This is a genomic window from Desulfurispora sp. (genome assembly GCF_052744395.1).
Genome location: NZ_JBRAJI010000046.1, coordinates 304 through 19,850, shown reverse-complemented (window position 1 = coordinate 19,850; position 19,547 = coordinate 304). Strand labels below are relative to the sequence as shown.

General features: G+C 56.7%; 17 protein-coding genes, 1 tRNA gene and 1 riboswitch. Of the genes, 6 read left to right on the top strand and 12 right to left on the bottom strand.

Going from position 1 to position 19,547, the window contains the following annotated elements:
* Positions 1–58 precede the first annotated feature (58 nt).
* From ACUVTU_RS11260 to ACUVTU_RS11245, 4 genes are all read left to right on the top strand, one after another.
* Positions 59–155, top strand: a tRNA-Cys gene (locus tag ACUVTU_RS11260).
* A gap of 130 nt (positions 156–285) precedes the next feature.
* On the top strand, positions 286–645 hold the full coding sequence (locus ACUVTU_RS11255; RefSeq protein ID WP_445890062.1) for a lipopolysaccharide assembly protein LapA domain-containing protein: 360 nt from the start codon (positions 286–288) through the stop codon (positions 643–645).
* Positions 646–722: 77 nt separating this feature from the next.
* Positions 723–1,139 (top strand): (2Fe-2S)-binding protein, encoded by a 417-nt coding sequence (locus tag ACUVTU_RS11250; protein WP_445890061.1) that lies wholly within the window; start codon positions 723–725, stop codon positions 1,137–1,139.
* A gap of 18 nt (positions 1,140–1,157) precedes the next feature.
* A complete protein-coding gene (locus ACUVTU_RS11245; protein ID WP_445890060.1) occupies positions 1,158–1,487 on the top strand; it encodes a YnfA family protein in 330 nt (109 codons plus the stop codon).
* Positions 1,488–1,553: 66 nt separating this feature from the next.
* On the opposite strand, the gene yhbH is transcribed toward ACUVTU_RS11245, so the two are convergent.
* From yhbH to ACUVTU_RS11215, 6 genes are all read right to left on the bottom strand, one after another.
* Positions 1,554–2,705, bottom strand: a complete 1,152-nt coding sequence (gene yhbH / locus ACUVTU_RS11240; protein ID WP_445890059.1) for a sporulation protein YhbH — start codon at positions 2,703–2,705, stop codon at positions 1,554–1,556.
* 24 nt (positions 2,706–2,729) lie between these two features.
* Positions 2,730–4,628 (bottom strand): PrkA family serine protein kinase, encoded by a 1,899-nt coding sequence (locus ACUVTU_RS11235; protein ID WP_445890058.1) that lies wholly within the window; start codon positions 4,626–4,628, stop codon positions 2,730–2,732.
* A 146-nt stretch (positions 4,629–4,774) separates the two neighbouring features.
* Positions 4,775–4,987: a YlzJ-like family protein gene (locus ACUVTU_RS11230; RefSeq protein ID WP_445890057.1), complete on the bottom strand. Its 213-nt coding sequence runs from the start codon at positions 4,985–4,987 to the stop codon at positions 4,775–4,777.
* Complete coding sequence (locus ACUVTU_RS11225) at positions 4,984–5,844, bottom strand: ClpP family protease (RefSeq protein WP_445890056.1); 861 nt, start codon at positions 5,842–5,844, stop codon at positions 4,984–4,986. The genes ACUVTU_RS11230 and ACUVTU_RS11225 overlap by 4 nt, the downstream gene beginning before the upstream one ends.
* A 112-nt stretch (positions 5,845–5,956) precedes the next feature.
* Positions 5,957–7,828, bottom strand: coding sequence for a heavy metal translocating P-type ATPase (locus tag ACUVTU_RS11220; protein ID WP_445890055.1), 1,872 nt, complete (start codon positions 7,826–7,828; stop codon positions 5,957–5,959).
* A gap of 304 nt (positions 7,829–8,132) precedes the next feature.
* Complete coding sequence (locus ACUVTU_RS11215) at positions 8,133–8,498, bottom strand: ArsR/SmtB family transcription factor (protein ID WP_445890054.1); 366 nt, start codon at positions 8,496–8,498, stop codon at positions 8,133–8,135.
* 251 nt (positions 8,499–8,749) lie between these two features.
* Between ACUVTU_RS11215 and ACUVTU_RS11210 the strand changes: the two genes are divergently transcribed.
* Both ACUVTU_RS11210 and ACUVTU_RS11205 read left to right on the top strand, forming a co-directional pair.
* The gene (locus ACUVTU_RS11210) at positions 8,750–10,450 is read left to right on the top strand and encodes a PAS domain S-box protein (protein WP_445890053.1); all 1,701 of its coding nucleotides are present in this window, start codon (positions 8,750–8,752) and stop codon (positions 10,448–10,450) included.
* A gap of 16 nt (positions 10,451–10,466) precedes the next feature.
* The gene (locus ACUVTU_RS11205; RefSeq protein WP_445890052.1) at positions 10,467–12,071 is read left to right on the top strand and encodes an ASKHA domain-containing protein; all 1,605 of its coding nucleotides are present in this window, start codon (positions 10,467–10,469) and stop codon (positions 12,069–12,071) included.
* 136 nt (positions 12,072–12,207) lie between these two features.
* On the opposite strand, the gene eam is transcribed toward ACUVTU_RS11205, so the two are convergent.
* From eam to ACUVTU_RS11175, 6 genes are all read right to left on the bottom strand, one after another.
* The gene (gene eam, locus ACUVTU_RS11200; protein WP_445890051.1) at positions 12,208–13,464 is read right to left on the bottom strand and encodes a glutamate 2,3-aminomutase; all 1,257 of its coding nucleotides are present in this window, start codon (positions 13,462–13,464) and stop codon (positions 12,208–12,210) included.
* A 6-nt stretch (positions 13,465–13,470) separates the two neighbouring features.
* A riboswitch (cyclic di-AMP (ydaO/yuaA leader) is annotated at positions 13,471–13,622 on the bottom strand.
* A gap of 144 nt (positions 13,623–13,766) precedes the next feature.
* On the bottom strand, positions 13,767–14,363 hold the full coding sequence (locus ACUVTU_RS11195) for a hypothetical protein (protein WP_445890050.1): 597 nt from the start codon (positions 14,361–14,363) through the stop codon (positions 13,767–13,769).
* A 186-nt stretch (positions 14,364–14,549) separates the two neighbouring features.
* Positions 14,550–15,698, bottom strand: coding sequence for a thiolase family protein (locus ACUVTU_RS11190; protein WP_445890063.1), 1,149 nt, complete (start codon positions 15,696–15,698; stop codon positions 14,550–14,552).
* Between the two features lie 4 nt (positions 15,699–15,702).
* On the bottom strand, positions 15,703–17,514 hold the full coding sequence (locus ACUVTU_RS11185; RefSeq protein WP_445890049.1) for an AMP-dependent synthetase/ligase: 1,812 nt from the start codon (positions 17,512–17,514) through the stop codon (positions 15,703–15,705).
* Positions 17,515–17,590: 76 nt separating this feature from the next.
* Positions 17,591–18,415: an SDR family NAD(P)-dependent oxidoreductase gene (locus tag ACUVTU_RS11180; protein WP_445890048.1), complete on the bottom strand. Its 825-nt coding sequence runs from the start codon at positions 18,413–18,415 to the stop codon at positions 17,591–17,593.
* 158 nt (positions 18,416–18,573) lie between these two features.
* Complete coding sequence (locus ACUVTU_RS11175; protein ID WP_445890047.1) at positions 18,574–19,257, bottom strand: TerC family protein; 684 nt, start codon at positions 19,255–19,257, stop codon at positions 18,574–18,576.
* Between the last annotated feature and the right edge of the window lie 290 nt (positions 19,258–19,547).

Sequence of the window (19,547 nt, the reverse complement as noted above, 5' to 3'; positions counted from 1 at the left end):
TTATTATAATGTCCATAGATTATTTATATTATATTGATTGCCCTGTATAATACCTGTTGGGGAGAAAGGGGATGGTTCCCCCCACGGGCTGCAAACCCGCTGGCCTGCCTGCGATCCAGGTGGGAGTCCGGTTCGATTCCGACTTCTCCCCTCCAAAATTAGTCCAGGAGAACGGTAACTCCCGTTCTCTTTAATTTTTCAATGCTTTCAACACTATTTTTCTAGAACAAATATATTTAAAATTGTGTTACACTTAATAAAAAAGCATTGGGGAGGTGCTCAGGTTTGAGCAAGGGGCAGTTATTTTTCTTTTTCGCCCTGATCCTGTCGGCAATGGTAACAATTTTCGCCCTACAAAATGCTGTGCCGGTTAGTATTAACCTCCTTTTTTGGCATATTGAAGGTTTTTCTGTAGTATTGCTTATTTTGTTGTCGGCCCTGGCCGGAGCTTTAACCACCTTGCTGTTGGGAATTTGGTGGCAATTTAAGCGTTTTATTTACATACGCAATTTAGAGAGTGAAAACATAAAGCTAAAAAATCAATTACAACAGCTGTGCGATACTCCAAATACTCCTGCCCATAAGCCTAATGCAATCCCTGAAACAAAGCCATCTACCAACCCGATGCGAGGTGAAAATAGTTGACTTCATTTAAAAAACCGCATTGCTGAACCGGCACAACACCCACTGCCCGGGCGGCAGTTGCCGGGTTAACCTGCCCCATGTGTCATCAACCGGGGGAAAGGGTAAAAACCACTACCGTAAAAAATCTGGTGCAGCCGGAGTTCACCGGCCTGGTAGGCGACGTGGCATACCACCTCTGCCTCCATCCTGAATGCCCGGTGGTATATTTCAGCGAAAGCGGGCCAACCTTCCTCCAGACACAGCTCCAGGTGCCAGTCTGGTACAAAACCGGGGCCCACCCTCAGTATATTTGCTACTGCAACCGGTTGACCCGGGAGCAAATCAGCGAGGCGGTCATCAGCCGGGGCGCCCGGACAGTGAAAGAAGTGGCCCGGCTCACCGGAGCTATGCAGAATGCCCGCTGTGAACTCAACAATCCCACCGGCCGCTGCTGCGGCACAGTGATTCAGGATCTGATCAATAGCCTGCTGTCCAACAATCCGCAGGATACATAAACCAGAAAGGATGCAGCCATGGAAGTAATCAAATCGCTTTTTTATTTTATTCTGGCCGGTCTCTGTGAAATTGGGGGCGGGTACCTGATCTGGCTGTGGCTGCGCGAGGACAAAAGCATCTGGTATTTCGCCCTGGGAGCCGTAATCCTGGCCCTGTACGGCATCGTCCCCACCCTGCAGCCGGCCAATTTCGGCCGGGTTTATGCCGCTTACGGTGGCATCTTTATTGTTCTCTCCATCATCTGGGGCTGGAAGGTGGACAAAATCGCCCCCGACCGCTTTGATCTGATCGGGGGCGCCATCTGCCTGCTGGGCGTGCTGGTGATCATGTACTGGCCGCGCGGCTGACCACCGGCCCAGAATTTAAAGCAGCCCGTCTGCCCGGTCAGGCATTCGGGCTGCTTTTGTTCTGGCTTAGGCCCGCAAATTCTCCGGCGCCGGACTGAAAAATTTTTTCAGCGCCGGATAGACCCCGCTTTTATCCTTAATGGCCACACAGGTAAACTTGGGGTCGGTAATTTTCTTGTAATGATTGCGCAGAGTGCTGGTGTAATAATATGGCCCTTCGATTTCCCCGTATCCCACCAGATTGCAGTGTTTGAGCAGTTCCTGGATCAACCTGACGCACTGCTCGTTATCCGAGGTCAGATTATCCCCGTCGGAAAAGTGGAAGGCGTAGATGTTGTAATCCTGGGGCGGATAGCGCTTTTCAATGATCTCCAGCGCCAGTTTGTACACCGAGGAACACTTGGTGCCGCCGCTGGCCCCCTTGGTGAAAAATTCCTCCTCGGTGGTCTCTTTGGCTTCCACATGGTGGGCCAGGAACACGATCTGCACATTCTGATACTTGGTGCGCAGAAAACGTACCATCCAGAAGAAGAAGCTGCGGGCGATGTACTTTTCGTAGTTGCCCATGGAGCCCGAGGTATCCATCATGGCCAGCACCACGGCGTTGGACTCGTACTTGTAGGTAACATCCCAGGTTTTAAAGCGCAGGTCGTCCCTGGTGATGGGGCTGACGCCCGGCTTGCCGGCCAGCGCGTTGCGCTTGATAGCCTCCAGAATAGTGCGCCGCCGGTCGATGTTGCCCGTCAACCCGGTTTTGCGCACATCCTTGAACTCGGCCGCTTCGGAGGCCAGTTCGGGTTTCTTTTTCTGCTCTAGATTGGGCAAACCCAGATCCTCGAAAATCAGTTGGGCCAGCTCATCAATGGTAATATCGGTTTCGTAATAGTCAATGCCCGGCTGTTCACCGGCCCCCTTGCCTTTGCCCGGACCGGCCTGCTGGGGATCGCTGCCCAGCACGTCACCCACTTTGCTTTTGCCGCTGCCCTGTCCGGCGTGCTTTTTCTTGCCCTGGTCAAAGCGGAAGTGGGGCTCATCCAGCGAGCGGATGGGGATGCGAATTACCTTTTTCCCATCCCCCATGATGATGCTTTCCTCGCTGACGATATCGGCCAGATTGCGCTTGATGGCCTCGCGCACCTTTTCCTGGTGCCTTTGCTGGTCAATTTCCCCCTTGCGGTGCAAAGACCAGTCCTGTCTGGTAATGCTGAACCGGGTCATCCCGCTCACCTTCTCCGGTTCCGCCTAGCGGCTGAGCAAACTGCCCACATATTTGAGCAGCTCGTTGGCACAAATGGGACAGTAGCCGTGGCTCTCTATCAGGCGGGCGCTCACTTCGTTCAGCCGCTTCAGCTGTTCTTTGTCCGGCGTCTTGGTGGAAGTGGTGATCTTGACCACATCTTTCAGATCGGCAAAGAGCTTGCGCTCCACAGCCTCCCGCAGCCGCTCGTGGGAGCGGTAGTCGAAACGCTTGCCCTTGCGCGCATAGCTGGACAGGCGGATCAATATTTCTTCCCGGAAGGCCTTCTTGGCATTTTCCGAGATCCCGATTTGCTCTTCAATGGAACGCATCAGCTTCTCGTCGGGCTCCATTTCCTCGTCGGTAATGGGGTCTTTGAGCTTGGTGCCGTTGCAATAGGCTTCCACATTGTCCAGATAGTTGTCGAACAACACCCGGGCCGATTCTTCAAAGGAGTAGACAAAGGCTTTTTGCACTTCTTTTTTGGCCAGCTCGTCGTACTCCTTCCGGGCAATAGAAATAAAGTTCAAAAGCCGGTCCCGCTCCTCTTTGGTAATGGAGGCGTGCTGGTCCAGACCGTCCTTCAAGGCGCGCAGCACATCCAGCGGGTTGATGCACTTGGTGGAAGTGCGGATCAGGGCCGAGGACAGGCGGTTGATCACATAGCGCGGGTCCACACCGCTCATGCCTTCGTCCAGGTGCTCGTTTTGCAGTTCGGTCAAATCCTTTTGCTTAAACCCTTCCACGTCCTCACCATCGTACAGTTTCATCTTCTTGAGCACATCCATACCCTGCTTTTTACTCTCCTTCAGACGGGAGAGCACAGAGAAGATGCTGGCCACTTTCAGGGCATGGGGGGCAATGTGAATGTCTTTCAGATCACTTTGCTTGATTAACTTGTCATATATCTTGACTTCATCGCTCACCCGCAGGTTATAGGGGATTTTCATAACAATAATGCGCGATTGCAGCGCCTCGTTCTTCTTGTTGGCGATAAAGGCTTTGTACTCATTTTCATTGGTGTGGGCCACGATCATTTCATCGGCATAGATCAGCGCAAAGCGGCCGGCCTTGAAGTTGCCCTCCTGGGACAGCGAAAGCAGGTTCCAGAGGAATTTTTCGTCACATTTCAGCATTTCCTGGAATTCCATGATCCCCCGGTTGGCAATGTTCAGTTCGCCGTCAAAGCGATAGGCCCGCGGGTCGGACTCGGAACCGTATTCGGCAATGGTGGAAAAGTCCACACTGCCCGTCAGGTCGGCAATGTCCTGGGATTTGGGGTCGGAAGGGGTGAAAGTGCCGATACCGATGCGGTTTTCCTCGGAGAGAAAAACCCTCTCCACGGGCACCTTTTCAATGCGCCCGCCGTACTCGCTCTCCACCATCAGGCGGCAGGCCGGGCAGAGTTCGCCCTCAATGTAAACACCGTATTCTTTTTGGAAATCTTCCCGCAATTCGCGGGGTATCAAATGCAAAGGTTCTTCGTGCATCGGGCAGCCCTTGATACCGTACAATGCGCCGGCAGCGGTGCGCGAAAATTTCTCCAGACCCCGCTTGAGCATGGCCACCAGGGTGGACTTGCCCCCGCTCACCGGCCCCATCAGCAAAAGTATGCGCTTGCGCACATCCAGACGGCGGGCCGCCGGGTGAAAATATTCCTCTACCAGCTTTTCCAGTGTCCGGTCGATGCCGAACAGCTCATTGGCGAAGAATTTGTAGCGTTTAACGCCGCCCTCCAGTTCTTCCACACCGGCCGCCCGGATCATTTCATAGATACGCGAGTGCGCCAGCTGGCAAACATGGGGATTTTTGCGCACTATCTGTAGATATTCTTCAAACGTGCCTTCCCAGGCCAGTTGTTTTTCCAAAGAGCGGTGCTCTTCCAGCCTTTTCAGGAAATCCATCCTGCCCACTCCTTCCATTAGGTAAAAATATCTATTAGCGACAAGGTATGGATAACTGCCCGTGCATGAGTAGTACATTATATGCAAAAAGAGGGAAAAGAATTATCCGCCGGCTCAACCAAAAAGCGCCATCATCCGGCGCTTTTTTACAAAGGGATTTCCCTTCCCGGCAATAAATTGTCCTGCAAATAATGCCGCGGGTCGGTGCTGAGCAGACGGGCCACCCTGGCCCGGCCCGGTGCGGTAACTTCTGCCAGCAGGAGCACCCCGTCCACTGTGACCTCCTTCAGCTGCGGGGCGGCCATGTCCTCCAGACCCTGCAGCACCAGTTCCAGCTGCATGGGTGTATAAAGAATCACTGCAGCGGCACCTCCCCGTGCTTCTTTTTCTCTTCAATCATTTGCTGCAGCTGGCGCACCGCCTGGCTGATCCCCCCCACTTCGTCCATGAGGCCTTTTTCTACCGCCTCCCGGCCGATGAGCACCGTACCGATATCCCGGGCCAGTTCCCCGGTGCGGAACATCAGCTCCCGAAAGGCGCTTTCGGTAATGCGGGAATGGCGGATGACAAAGCGCACCACCCGGTCCTGCATTTTATCCAGATATTCATAGGTCTGGGGCACGCCAATGACCAGCCCGTTCAGACGGATGGGGTGAATGGTCATGCTGGCAGTTTCGGCAATAAATCCGTAGTCAGCTGCCACCGCGATGGGCACGCCGATACTGTGCCCGCCACCGAGCACCACCGAAACCGTGGGCTTGGACAAACTGGCAATCATTTCGGCTATGGCCAGGCCGGCCTCCACATCGCCCCCCACCGTATTGAGAATAATTAGTACCCCTTCGATTTCCGGCGCCTGCTCCAGGGCTACCAGCTGGGGGATGATGTGTTCGTACTTGGTGGTCTTGTTCTGGGGAGGCAGCACCAGGTGCCCTTCAATCTGACCCACAATGGTCAGACAGTGGATATTGCTCTTGATTTCGGGCAGGGGACTGGCGCCCAGCTCCTTGAGCGATTCCATGGTATTTTTGGCCTGTCCGCGCACCCGGCGGGGACGGGGCGCTCCCCCCTCATCGGGTTCTCCCGGCTCTTCCGGCTGCTCGGGCTGGTCGGGAGCAGGCTCGCCAGGCGGATAAGCGGGGGCCGGCGGGTCAATGCCCGGCGACGGCTCAATATCGGGCGAAAAACCGTCCGGACGGCAATTGTTTTCAGCCATCTTCTTCACCTCGCCTTTATTATTTACCAGCCGCCGCTTTTACACCCACCCCGCATTTGAGCAAAAACAAAAAACTGCCTGTATCGGCTACAGGCAGTTTGCCCACTTGTATCTACGCCCGCACCCGCACCAGGCGCAGAGCGTTGAGCGTTACCAGCACGGCCGCTCCGCTGTCGGCCAGCACGGCCAGCCACAAGCTGGCCATCCCCAGCAGGGTGACCGCTATAAAGATCAATTTGATCAACAGGGCAAAAGCCATATTCTGACGGATCACCCGCCCGGCCCGGCGGCTTAAACTCACCAGATAGGGTAGCTTACCCAGATCGTCGGATAAAAGGACTACCCCGGCGGTTTCCAGTGCCACGTCGCTGCCTGCCGCCCCCATGGCGATGCCCAGATCGGAGGCTGCCAGCGCCGGGGCGTCATTGACCCCGTCCCCCAGCATGGCCACCTTGCCGTAATCCTGCCGCAGCCGGGCCAGAGCCTGCAATTTTTCTTCCGGCAGCAGGCCGGCCCGGAATTCATCCAGCCCCAGCTGCCCGGCCACCGCGGCTGCCGCCGCCGGGTGATCCCCGGTCAGCATGATGGTATGCATACCGGCCCGGCGCAGATGATGCAGCGTATCTGCTGCTTCCTCCCGGGGCCGGTCGGCTACGGCGATGATCCCCTTGAGCCCGGTCCCGCAACCCACCAGCACCAGCGAACAGCCTCTTTCCTCCAGAGCGGTTATTTCCTGTTTCCAGGCCTCCAGCCGCACTCCCTTTTCCTCTAAAAGACGCGGACTGCCAATATAATAGGTCGAGCCATCTACGACCACCCGGCCGCCCCGGCCGGGATAAAACTCGTAATCGCTGCCCGCAGCGGGTAAAATGCCTTCCTGCCGCACATAGTGCAGGATGGCCCCGGCCAGGGGGTGGGTCAGGCGGCTTTCCAGCGCAGCGGCTATGGCCAGCCAGCGACGCTGATCGCCGCCCGCAGTGTCCACCACCTGTACCACCCGGGGTTGGCCGGTGGTCAGCGTGCCGGTTTTATCAAAGGCTACCGCCCGGATTTGCCCGGCCACTTCCAGCACGACACCGCCCTTGATCAGCACCCCGCGTCTTGCCGCCGTGCCTATGGCGGAAACTATAGCCACCGGGGTGGAAATGACCAGAGCGCAGGGGCAGGAGATGACCAGCAAAATCAGCGCCCGCTTGAGCCAGGGCAGAAAGGGCTGCCCCAGCAGCCCGGGCACCACCGCCAGCAGCACCGCTCCCCCCACCACCAGCGGCGTGTAGTAGCGGGCAAAAACATCCACAAACTGCTGCTGAGGGGCCTTGCTTTTCTCGGCCTGCTCCACCAGGCGGATCATGCGGGCCAGCAGGCTGTCATCCACCAGGCAGGTAGCCCGCAATGTGAGCAGCCCCCCGCCATTAATCGTGCCGGCATAGACCTGATCGCCCGGCTGTTTGTATACCGGCATGGCTTCACCGGTCACCGGAGACTGGTCCACATCGCTTTCCCCGCTCAGGACAACGCCGTCCACGGCAATTTTTTCCCCCGGCCGCACCAGCACTGTATCGCCCACGCGCAGCTGTTCCACCGGCAAAAGCATCTCCCCCCCCTCCCGGCGTACCAGCACCCGGGCCGGCCGCAGATCCAGCAGCTCCCGCAATGAATGCCTGGTGCGCCGGGTGGTGTACAACTGCAACCAGTTGCCTGCCGCAAAAAGAAAAACCAGCACAGCTCCTTCCGCCCACTCCCCAATGGCCAGCGCTCCGGCCAGCGCCACAGTCATCAGTACGTACATATCCACCCGGCTTTCCCGCAGGGCGTGATATGCACCCAGCAATAACGGCCAGCCACCGGTTGCCATGACCAGCAAGTATAACAATTGTTCGGCCCGGGTCGACCCGGCCAGCCATCCGGTCAGAAAGGCCACCAGCAGGCCTGCACCACTGGCCAGGAGCAAGCCCCGCGATCCACCGGGTACCGGGTCGGCCATCTCCCGGCGCGTGGTTCCGGCCGCAAACCCGGCAGGCTGCTCTGTACTTCCCGGCGCAGCAACTGCCGCGCAGGCGCCGCAGCCTCACCCTCCCTTGTTGTACACTACTTTTCTCCTCATCTGTCCCCCCAACGCCAGCACCTCCCCTTCCACCACAGGCCAGCCTGAAAACGGTAACCATACCGACCGGTTGTGGTCCATCATTTAATCATTCAAGTAAGTATTTGAATGTTATTATACAAAACCCCTTCCTGTACAGTCAACAATCAAATCTCTGTTCCCAGAAAAGTCAATGGCCCGGCAGTTATATATGCTGGCAATCCTGGAAGTGATTCAGCGCGGTTTCAATGATCAGGCGCACGCAATGATCCTGTAAGACATAAAAGACCATTTTACCCTGTCGCCGCTGCCTGGCCAGCCCGCAATTTTTCAGCAGCCGCAAATGATGGGAGGCCGCCGCCACCGAAATACCCACTATGGCCGCCACATCACATACACAAAGCTCCTCCCGGCTTAAGGCGTAGGCGATTTTCAACCTGGTTTCATCGGCCAGCAATTTGAAAAAATCGGCCAGCCCGGCGGTGGTTTGCACCTGCTGGCGCAATACAGCCACCTTTTCCTGGTCCACACAAAAAATTTCACACCGGTCACTTCTACCTGCTCGCCCCATCCTCTACCACCCGCTTTATTTTCCCACTCTTTTATTGTCAAACAGTGACAAAATAGTTTAAAATTTTGCTACAGAGCAAGTCCAATTTTACCAACCGCATCCGGTTCAAACATCACCCTTTACATGCACACCGCCGGGCGTTACACCATAGAATTAAATTGTGAGCAATTCATTCTGCCAATAATTATATCCTGCGGCAAATATTACTGAAAGAGGAGACCGCCCGTCTGACGGAGGAAGGGTAATGAACCATGGTCACTAAAGACGGTACCTGTATTCGGCTCAAGCATACTGGGCGACGCCTGACCCGCCAGAATACCTGGCTGTGCAGCATCCTGCACAGCATCAACGATGCTGTACTGGTCACCAATACAGATCAGTTAATTATGATCAGCAACCCGGCGGCCAGTCAATTGCTGGGCTGGTCGGCCGAAGACATCCGGCAGAAAAAACTGACCGACGTGGTCAATATCATCTGCCCGCACACTCTGCAGCCGCTCGCCCATCTTTTTTCCAGCGAACAGCTACCTTTTGCAAAAAGCGAATTACTGCTCATCCACAGCAGCGGCAGACAAATCCCGGTAGAGATCAACCTGAGCTGCATTGGCAGCACCGGCCGGATCAGCGGTTACGTGCTGGTGATCCGGGATATCAGCGGACGCCTGCAGGCAGCCGCCCGCCTGCAAGAAAGCGAGTCCCGCTTTAAGGCGGTATTTTACAATGCGCCCATCGGCATGGCCATATTGAACCCGTCCGGCAAAATCATCGAAACCAACTATGCCCTGCGCCACATGCTGGGGTACACCTATGATGAAATCATTCTGCAGTCGCCCATCCAGTTCATCCATCCGGACGACCGGGCCGAAGTCAGCCACCTGTTTCAACAGGCGCTGTCCGGCGGACAGAGTACCTTCCAGACCGAGAAGCGCTATCTGAACATAACGGGGCAGCCCCGCTGGGGACGCTTCTCCCTGGCTCAATACCGCACTCCGGGCAGCGAAGCGCGTTTTGTCATCGCCATGCTGGAAAACATCCACGAAGCCCGGCTGGCCCAGGAGGCGCTCCAGCAGTCCAAAGAATACTTGGAAAAATTGGTTAACAACGCCCGGGCCCTGATCGTGGGCCTGGACCAGGACGGGAAGATAATCCTGTTTAACAAATACTGTGAGCAAATCACCGGCTGGAGCGGCCCGGAGATTCTGGGCCGGGACTGGTTTTCCCTGTTTGTGCCTCCCGCCTACCAGCCGGCCACCGGCCATATTTTCAAAAACTTGCTGGGGCAGGCCGACAACAGTGAATTTGAAAACCCCATTATGACCAGGAGCGGCGAGGAGCGCCTTGTTTCCTGGAAAAATACCATCATTCGCGACCAAAGCGGCGCCCACCCGGTGATCATCGCCATTGGCAACGACATTACTGAACGCCAAAAAACCGAAGAACTGCTCAAAACGCTATCCAATTTGGACGGCCTGACCGGCCTGGCCAACCGGCGTTATTTCGACAGCAGGCTGACCGAGGAATGGGAGAAAAATGCCCGGCTGGGCGTGCCGGTTTCTCTGATCATGTGTGATATCGACCACTTCAAAACATACAACGACACTTACGGCCACCTGCAGGGTGACGATTGTCTGAAAAAGGTGGCCGGTACCCTGAGTAATTTGCTCTACCGCCCCGCTGAAATGGCCGCCCGTTACGGTGGAGAGGAATTCGTGATCCTCCTGCCCGGATGCGACCTGGATACGGCCCGGCAAATAGCGGAAAACATCCGCCTGGCCGTGCAGAGCCTGGCCATTCCCCACGCCGCTTCTCCGGTCAGCCCCTGGGTTACGATCAGTCTGGGCACGGCCACTCTGGTGCCCCGGGAGGACATACCGCCCACCGAGTTGATCGCTGCTGCCGACAGCGCCCTTTACCGGGCCAAACGCAACGGACGCAACAGGGTAGAGATTTAGAACGCCAGGCAGGAAGGTGGTTAAACTGACAGCAAATCAGACCCTTATCCTCTGGCAGGGGCAGGCGGACAGTCCGCCCCTGGATCCACCGGTGAAAAAAATATACCTAGAGCTGGAGCCTCCCGCTCTGGAGGACAACCGCTCGGATACGGAAAGGCTGCGCCAGGCCATCAACCGGCACTGGCCCCGGGATGTACATATTCCCCTGTCTCTTTTGCGCGAACCGCTGAGCGACCATCTGCGCCAAGAGGAGTGGCGGGTTACGGCCACCCTGTCCTTCGACCTGGCGGAAAGCGCTCCCCTGCACCTGGTGGATGTGGAGCCGGGCGACACCACGGCCAGCCTGTGGGGCCTGGCCGTGGATATCGGCACCACCACAGTGGTGGCCTACCTGATATCGCTCCATGATGGCCGGGTCAGGGCCGTGGCGGCCGACTTCAACGGGCAGGGGCCGCTGGGTGAGGATATTCTGACCCGCATCGGCCATGCGGCCAACCCCGCCGGACTCCAGGAGCTGCAGCAGGCCATTTTAATGACACTGCAGCGGCTGGTGGAGCGTCTGGCGCAGGAAGCGGGAATCCATGAAACGCAAATCAAGACCGTAGCCATCGCGGCCAACACCACTATGGTGCACCTGCTGCTGGGTCTGGATCCCTCCCGCATCTGCCTGGCCCCGTATATTCCGGTGACCAGCCAGCCCGATCTGTACAGTGCTGCCGAGATCGGCCTGCCGGTCCACCCCCGGGCACCGGTCTATATCTTCCCGGCCGTGGGCAGCTATGTGGGCGGCGACATCATTGCCGGCATCCTGGCCAGCGGCCTGCACCAGCGGCCCGAGGTATCCCTGTTTGTGGACATCGGCACCAACGGGGAAATTGTGCTGGGCAACCAGGACTGGCTGGTGGCCTGCGCTGGTGCCGCTGGGCCGGCCCTGGAGGGCGGGGTAGTGCAAAGCGGGATGCGGGCCGAGCCGGGGGCTATTGAAAAAGTGCGGATCGACCCGGCCACCGGAGCTGTGACTTACAGCACCATTGAGGGCAAAGCCCCGGTGGGCATTTGTGGCTCCGGCCTGGTGGATTGCCTCGCCCAGCTGCTGCTGGCCGGAATCATCAACCGGGCCGGAAAATTCAAGGACGGCCGGGACAAATTCGTCCTGGTCCCGGCAGCTCAATCGGCCACGGGTCAGGAGATTGTGATTACCCAGACCGACATCAACAGCCTGCTGCGCACCAAGGGAGCGGTCAATGCCGCGGTGGAATTGCTGCTGGAAAGTGTGGGCCTGACCATGCCCGATATTGAATACTTTTACGCCGCCGGCGCTTTCGGCCACTATCTGGATGTGGAGTCGGCCGTAACCATCGGCCTGTATCCCGACCTGCCCCGGGACAAAATCATCCGCCTGGGCAACAGCGCCGGCGCCGGCGCCCGGCTGGCCCTGCTGTCCCGCCAGGCCCGCCGGGAAGCGCTGCGCATCGCTTCCAGCATCACCTACTTCGAGCTCAATGCCAACCAGGTGTTTATGAACAAATTTGTGGGCAGCCGCTTCCTGCCCCACACCCACTTGGAGTACTACCCCACCGTGCGGGAAAAACTGGCCCGGCGGGGTTTGCTCACCGAGTAGACCGGCACATCCTAAAATATACCAGCCCGCAGCATTTCGCTGTATCGTCTTCGGGCAACACGATATAGCACTGCGTATTTGCTCAAAACCCGAGAAAAAGCCCGCCCGGTATGTCCGGACGGGCTTTGCTGTATCCCTACATCAGCACATGATAGGGAATAATCCTCTTTTCCCAGGTGCGCAGCACTATTTTGTTCTCCCGGCGTTCCTGTACATAGGCGGGCAGAAGCGGCGTCTTGCCGTAACCGTTGGGAGCATTAATGATATAGGTGGGAACAGCCAGCCCCGAAGTGTAACCGCGCAATTTCTCCATAATTTCCAGTCCCTCGTCAATAGAGGTGATGAAATGATGCGTCCCCTGCACGGGCTTGGCATGAAAGATATAATAGGGGCGCACCCGGATGGTCAGCAGGGCCTGGTTCAAACGGCGCATCACAAAGGGATGGTTGTTCACTCCCTTGAGCAGTACGGCCTGATTGCCCAGCACCACTCCCGCTTCCACCAGCCGGTCGCAGGCCGCTCTGGCTTCGGCCGTAACTTCCGCCGGGTGGTTGAACTGGGTGTTGATATATATGGGCGGATATTTTTTGAGAATGGCACACAGGCGCGGGGTGATGCGCTGGGGCAGGGTTACCGGCGTGCGGGTACCCAGGCGTTTGATCTCCACATGGGGAATGCTGTGCAGGCGGGAAAGCAGCCACTCTATGGTACTGTCGGGCAGCAGCAGCGCATCGCCGCCCGTGATCAGTACATCGCGGATTTCCGGGTTTTCAGCCACGTACTGCAGGGCCTGCTCCAGCACCCGGCGCGGCCGGTGCCTGTCTACCTCCCCGATATTGCGCCGGCGCTGGCAATGCCGGCAGTACATAGCGCACTGGTTGGTCACATTGATGATCAACCGGTCGGGATAACGCCGGGTAATGCCGGGAGCCGGCGAGGTAAATTCTTCGGCCATGGGATCCAGCACCCCCCGCCGGTCGGTAATTTCCTCCCGGGCCGGGATGGATTGCTTCCACAGCGCCCCATGCTTCCCGCAGGCCAGGCTAACGGCCAGATAGTAGGGTGATACCGCCCAGCGAAACTGGCCGCCCACCGCTGCTATATCGGCCTTCTCCTGCTCACTCAATTCCACCAAATCGGCCAGCTGTTCCACATTGCTGATCCGCCGGCCCATCTGCCAGTGCCAGTCCTGCCAGTCCTGCGCGGTGGCCTGAAAATAGACCATGATCCTGTTTTTGGCCGCCAGATACTTCTCCTCCAGCTCCAGGCCGGTGGGTATACCGGGCCTGGCTTCCAAGTAATCGGCAATGGCCCCTTTCAGTTCGGCCGCCCGCTCCCGGGCCACCCGGATCTTGTGGGTTTCGTCCGGACAGGTTTGGGAAAGGTATTGCATACATGCCCCTCCTTTCTTTGAGCAAACGAGGTTAGCTGACGGGTTCGGATGGAAAGGATAAGCACCCTACCACCGGTAGCAGATTACTCCCCCGGCGGATTCACCCCGAAAACTGGTTCCCCCGCTCCCTGTCTGCAGGGATTAAGCTCCCGACAACCCTGTTTCTACGTGGAGTTGTCTTTAATATTTTAACATTTATTGAATAGAAATACAACCAGTTGGTGACATATTTTCACATGAAAAAACACCCCCTGTTCCAGGGAGTGCCATTAAGTATATCGCCAGCCATTCCGCCAGGATGTTCAGTTGATCGTGGGCGGTCCTTCTTCCTCCGCCGGCGCGGCCGTCATCAGCAATTCCATGAATACATTGTCAATCTCATTTTTCACTTCCTGCAAGAATTCCTTCTGCAGACCGTGGTTGTCACCCAGCAGCTGCAGGGCATTAAGCATCAAATAGCACAGATGCAGAGCCGAATGCGGTTGCGTAACAATCTCGGCCTCCTCGCCATTGTTCTTGATAATGGTAAAATTCACTGTAACCTTGCCCGAATGATGAGTGGTTACCGAATACTTCAGGGTGCGCCAGTCCTGAGGGTCCTCCAGGAAGATATCCAGCCGGGGTTTGTACAGCCGGGTGATATCCACGGCAAAGGAGATAAAGGGGCGATCCACACAACCCTCTTTCTGCAGATAATCCATCACTTCGGCCAGACTGGCCCTGGTCAGGTAATGCACAAAACGGGCTACCGGTTCCCCGTAAAGCAACTGGATGTACTTCATGATGTTGTAATAGTAGCTCTCCCGGCCGTTTTGCACGGCCTCCTGCAGCAGGCTGTGCACCTGCTCCGCAAAGCCGGGGATTTCATTAAACGCCTTCCGGCACGCCTGCCATTTCAAAATCCAATCACTCCTGCCCGGTATATTGCTTTCCCTGGGTTATTACGCCGTCCGGCGGGTAAATTCCTGCCTGGTCCCGCTACCTGCACTGCTACCAAACCCGGGAAATACCGTCCCTCTCGCGGACGGGATTGGGCGGGGTATATTGAAAAAAAGGACCGGCCAGGCAGCCGGTATAGACAATATTTATAACCTTTCCACAATCATGGCATTGGCCATGCCAAAACCTTCACACATGGCCTGCAAGCCGTAACGCTTGCCGCTATCCTCCAGGTAATGGAGCATGGTGGTCAACAGCCGGGCTCCGCTGGCCCCCAGTGGATGCCCCAGCGCTATGGCGCCGCCCCGCGGATTAAGCCGCGTCACATCACCATCCATTTCCCTGAGCCAGGCCAGGGGTACACTGGCAAAAGCCTCGTTGATTTCATAGACATCCAGATCTCCCATACCCATTCCGGCCTTTTGCAAAGCCATGCGGCTGGCTGGAATGGGCGCCGTGAGCATAATCACCGGATCATCTCCGTAAACCGCCCGGGATACCACTCTGGCCCGGGGTTTTAATCCCAGCTGGACGGCCCGCCTTTCCGACATCAACAGCACAGCAGCCGCCCCATCGCTGATCTGGCTGGAATTACCCGCTGTAATCACCCCATCACTTTTAAATACCGGCCGGAGACCGGCCAGTTTGGCCGGCGATGTATCCGCCCGGGGCCCCTCATCGCGCTCCACCAGTGTCCGGCGGCCATCGGGGAGCTCCACCTCCACCGGCATTATTTCCCTTTGGAAAGCCCCGGCACCGCTTGCTGCCAAAGCCTTGCTGTGACTGCTATAGGCCAGCTCATCCAGTTCTTCCCGCTTCAGTCCCCATTTGGCCGCCACCATCTCGGCGCTCAACCCCTGGGGGATAATGGAGTAGCGAGCCGTCAGGCGCGGGCTGAAGCCCTTATCCAGCATGGCACTGCCCATGGGCACCCGGCTCATGCTCTCCACCCCGGCGGCAATCACCACATCCATGTCTCCACTCCTGATGGCCTGTACGGCAAAGTGCACGGCCTGTTGACTGGAGCCGCACTGCCGGTCAATGGTCACCGCCGGCACATGGGCAGGGAACCCGGCCATCAACACTGCCAGCCGCCCTACACAAAGAGCCTGTTCCCCCACCTGGGAAACACAGCCCATGATCACATCTTCCACCAGTGCCGGCTCAATGCCTGCCCGGCGTACCAGCTCGGACAACACCAGCGCGGCCAGTTCATCCGGTCGGATATGGGACAGCATGCCATTGCGCCGTCCAACGGGCGTACGCACCGCTTCAATGATCAGAGCTTCCTGCAGCAAGTTATTCCTCCTCCCGCCGCTGATAGAGTTGCTGAACATAATGGGCATATTTATCCAGCACATATCTTCGCTTTACCTTCATGCTGGGAGTCAGCTCCCCGCTCTGCAAAGAAAATTCTACGGGTAAAATGACAAAGTGCTTGATGGTCTCAAAACGGGCCAGACGGCTGTTCACCCGGGCCATCTCTTCTCTGATCAAATTCCGCACCCCGGCATGTTCGGCCATTTCCTGAAGACTCATTTCCGGCCAGCCATGCGCCGCTCCGTACTGATTAACGGCCTGCCGGTTCAGGGTGAGCAGGGCTGTGAGATAGGGTTTTCTGTCCCCCACCACCACAGCCTGATCAATGAAGGGAATGGTTTTAATGGCGTTCTCAATGTTTTGAGGAGGGACGTTCTTACCACCGGCGGTGATCAGAATATCTTTCTTACGATCGGTAATATATAAATAGCCCTGTTCATCCAGCCTGCCCACATCTCCGGTGTAAAGCCAGCCGCTTTGAAAAGTGCGGGCGGTAGCCTGCTCATCCCGGTAATACCCGGCACATACTCCTTCCCCCCGCGCCAGCACCTCTCCATCGGTAGCTATAACAATCTCTACTCCCGGCAGGGGGCGACCCACCGATCCCAAACGGTGCTCTTGCGGAGTATTGAAGGTCAGTCCCAGGGTGGCCTCGGTCTGACCGTACCCTTCCAGCACCATGATACCGGCCGTCCAGAAAAGCTCATTGACTTCGGGGGAGAGCGGTGCCCCGCCGCTGACAATAAATTTCATGCGGCCGCCCAGAGCCTGCCGCAAACGGCTGAAAAGCAAACGATCAGCCAAAAATAATTTCAGCCGCTGCACCGGCGGCGGATTTCCTCCCTGCCGCCCGGTCCGTCCAGCCTGCAGAGCATCAAAAATCAACCAGTTAAATAACCGGCGCCGCCAGAACGGACCGGCAGCTCCCTGCTGCCAGAAGGCGGCGTATACCTTTTCCAGCAACCGGGGTACAGTGCGAATGAAATGGGGTCTGATCTCCCGGCAGTTTTCTACCGCCTGGTAAATACTTTCGGCAAAGGCAGTGGTGTAGCCGGCATACAGCGCCGTAAACTGACCGGCGTTACGTTCCAGCGCATGAGCCAGAGGCAAAAAACAAAGCGTTATATACTCGCTGCTTATATCCAGCACCTGTTCCATGGCCCGGCAGACAAACATGATGTTGCGGTTGGTGATCATACAACCCTTGGGTGGACCGGTAGTACCCGAGGTGTAAATCAGGGTGGCCAGATCGTCCAGGCCGGGCGCATGCTCGGCCAGCAAGCTGGACCAGTCCAGATCGGTCTGCCGATAGCAGGAGACAAAGTCTTCCCAGTTGCACACCATAACCTCCCCGTCCCCACTGCTGCCAACCCATTCATCCGGTTTCATCACAATGATTTGCTGCAAACCGGGCAGCCCGGACCGTACCGGCAGAAGTTTGCTCAATTGCTCCCGGCCGCCCAGAAAGGCCAGCCGGCAGCCGGCATGATGCATGATATAAGCAGCCTGTTCAGAAGTATTGCTGGCATACACCGGCACAGTAATGCCACCCATAGATAACACCGCCAGGTCAGCCGTAGTCCATTGCAGACAGTTATCGGCCCAGATGGCCACCCGGTCGCCGCGCTCCAGTCCCCACTGCCGCAGTGCAGTCGCCAGAGCCAGTACTTTATCCCCGAACTGCCGCCAGGTCACCTGTTGCCAGTTACCGTTCACCTTGATCAGGTAGGCGGTACGCTCCCCCCTGCCGGTCACTTGTTTTGCCAGGTAATGAATAATGGTTTCGCCCATATCCAGATCACCCCGGCATTTTAAAAATCGGCTCTGTCCTACTTCCCGACCAGCCCCGCCGAACCGTCACAGCAGTTTAAAATGTAAACAGGTTCAGTCCACCGGCCACATATAGTTCAATACCGGTAATGTATTTGGCCCCGTCGGAAGCCAGAAAAACCACCGCGCTGGCTATATCCTCCGGTTCCCCGGCCCTTTTAAAAGCCGTGCGGGCAATCATCCGTTCACGCATTTGGGGGCTGGTCATCTGGAAAGCTTCGGTAGCAATCACACCGGGTACTATAGCATTAACGGTAATATTATGGCGGGCCCCCTCCAGGGCCAAACTTTTGGTCAAACCAAGAATACCTGCTTTGGTGGTGCTGTAACTGCTCTGTCCAAAACCACCCATGGTACCGGCTACAGAAGCCATGTTGATGATCCGGCCCCACTTCTGCTCTTTCATGTATGGCCAAACCGCTTTGCAGCAGTTGTAAGCACCGGTCAGGTTGACCCGCAGATCCCTTTCCCAAAAATCATCGTTTTGCTGCTCGATTTGCGCTACGTGGTCCAGCGTGGCCGCATTGTTGACCAGGATATCAATGCTGCCCATTTCCGACTTCACCCGGGCAAATACTTCTGCCACCTGCTGCCGGTCGGTCACATCCATTTGTAGCGCCAGGGCCCTCCGGCCCATTTGCCTGATCTCTTCAGCTGTCTGTTCGGCATACACCACCCGGCTGCTCTGAAAAAACTGGGCCAGGGGGCCGTATTTTTGAGCCACACCGCTATCCTGACCGCTTTCCAGCAAGATATCCGTAATCACCACATCGGCACCCGCTGCCGCCAGCGCCAGCGCATCAGCCCTGCCCAGCCCCCGGCTGCCACCGGTAATCAGCGCCACTTTGCCCACCAGTTGCATTTTTAACCCTCCTGTTGGTTTTTAACCCATTGGTTAACCATATCATACTAAAGCCAGGCCAGAACCGTCAATTAAATATTGTTAATATTTTTAATTTTTGGACAAAAACAACACCGGCAGCTACTATGCCGCCGGTTGATGCCAACAGATTTCCGGGATTAAACATTATCGTTTGCTTTATAAACTTGTCCGGCCAGGCGGTTTTTGTACCAGCCATAACCGGTTACCAGCACCACACAGGTCAGGGGAGCCAGGTATTCAAAATGGGGCAGGTAAGGTATTACCCGCCCGGCCACTATGGGATCGGCGGCAATCATATGGCCGGCCGCCCAGGCGATTACCCCTGCCCCCACGTAGGTAATGGCGGAAAAACGGTCCATCAGCCGCACCAGCAGTGTGCTGCCCCAGACAATCAGCGGAATGCTGATGACCAGCCCGAATAACACCAGGCCCACATGACCGCGGGCTGCCCCGGCAATGGCCAGAATGTTGTCCACACCCATAACCAGATCGGCCATAATGATAATTTTCAGCGCATCCCACAAACCCTTACCCGAACGGCAGGTTACTTCTTTCTGATTGTTGTCCGCCAGCAATTTCCAGGCAATCCAGATCAGGAGCAGTCCCCCGACAAACTGCAAAAGGGGGATAGCAAGCAGATAAATGACAAAAGCGGTCAGCAACACCCGCACGGCAATGGCCCCCGCCGTACCCAGCAAGATGGCCTTTTTGCGCAGCTGCGGCGGCAGTGACTTGCTGGCCATGGCAATGACCACGGCATTGTCGCCCCCCAGCACAATGTCAATGAGGATAATGCTCAATAAAGATAAAATAAACTCCATAAAAAAACCTCCCGGGAAAATGTAATTTTACCGTCTTAATGCGCACATACTACCTGTAAATCTGTCCACTGGCCTGTCCAATTATAAATAAAAACGCGACTTTTAACACTACCTCTGTTCAAACAGAGATGGTGTTAAAAGTCTCGCTGCCCGGCCTTCCCGCCGGTGATGCAACCAGGCTACTAAAAGCCGGGGCTGTTGGTTGCACCTGCCTCACTCGCCCGCTACTCCCTTTTAACGGCTTTAAGTATAGCACAATGGACAAAACCTGTCAATGAATACGTTCCAAC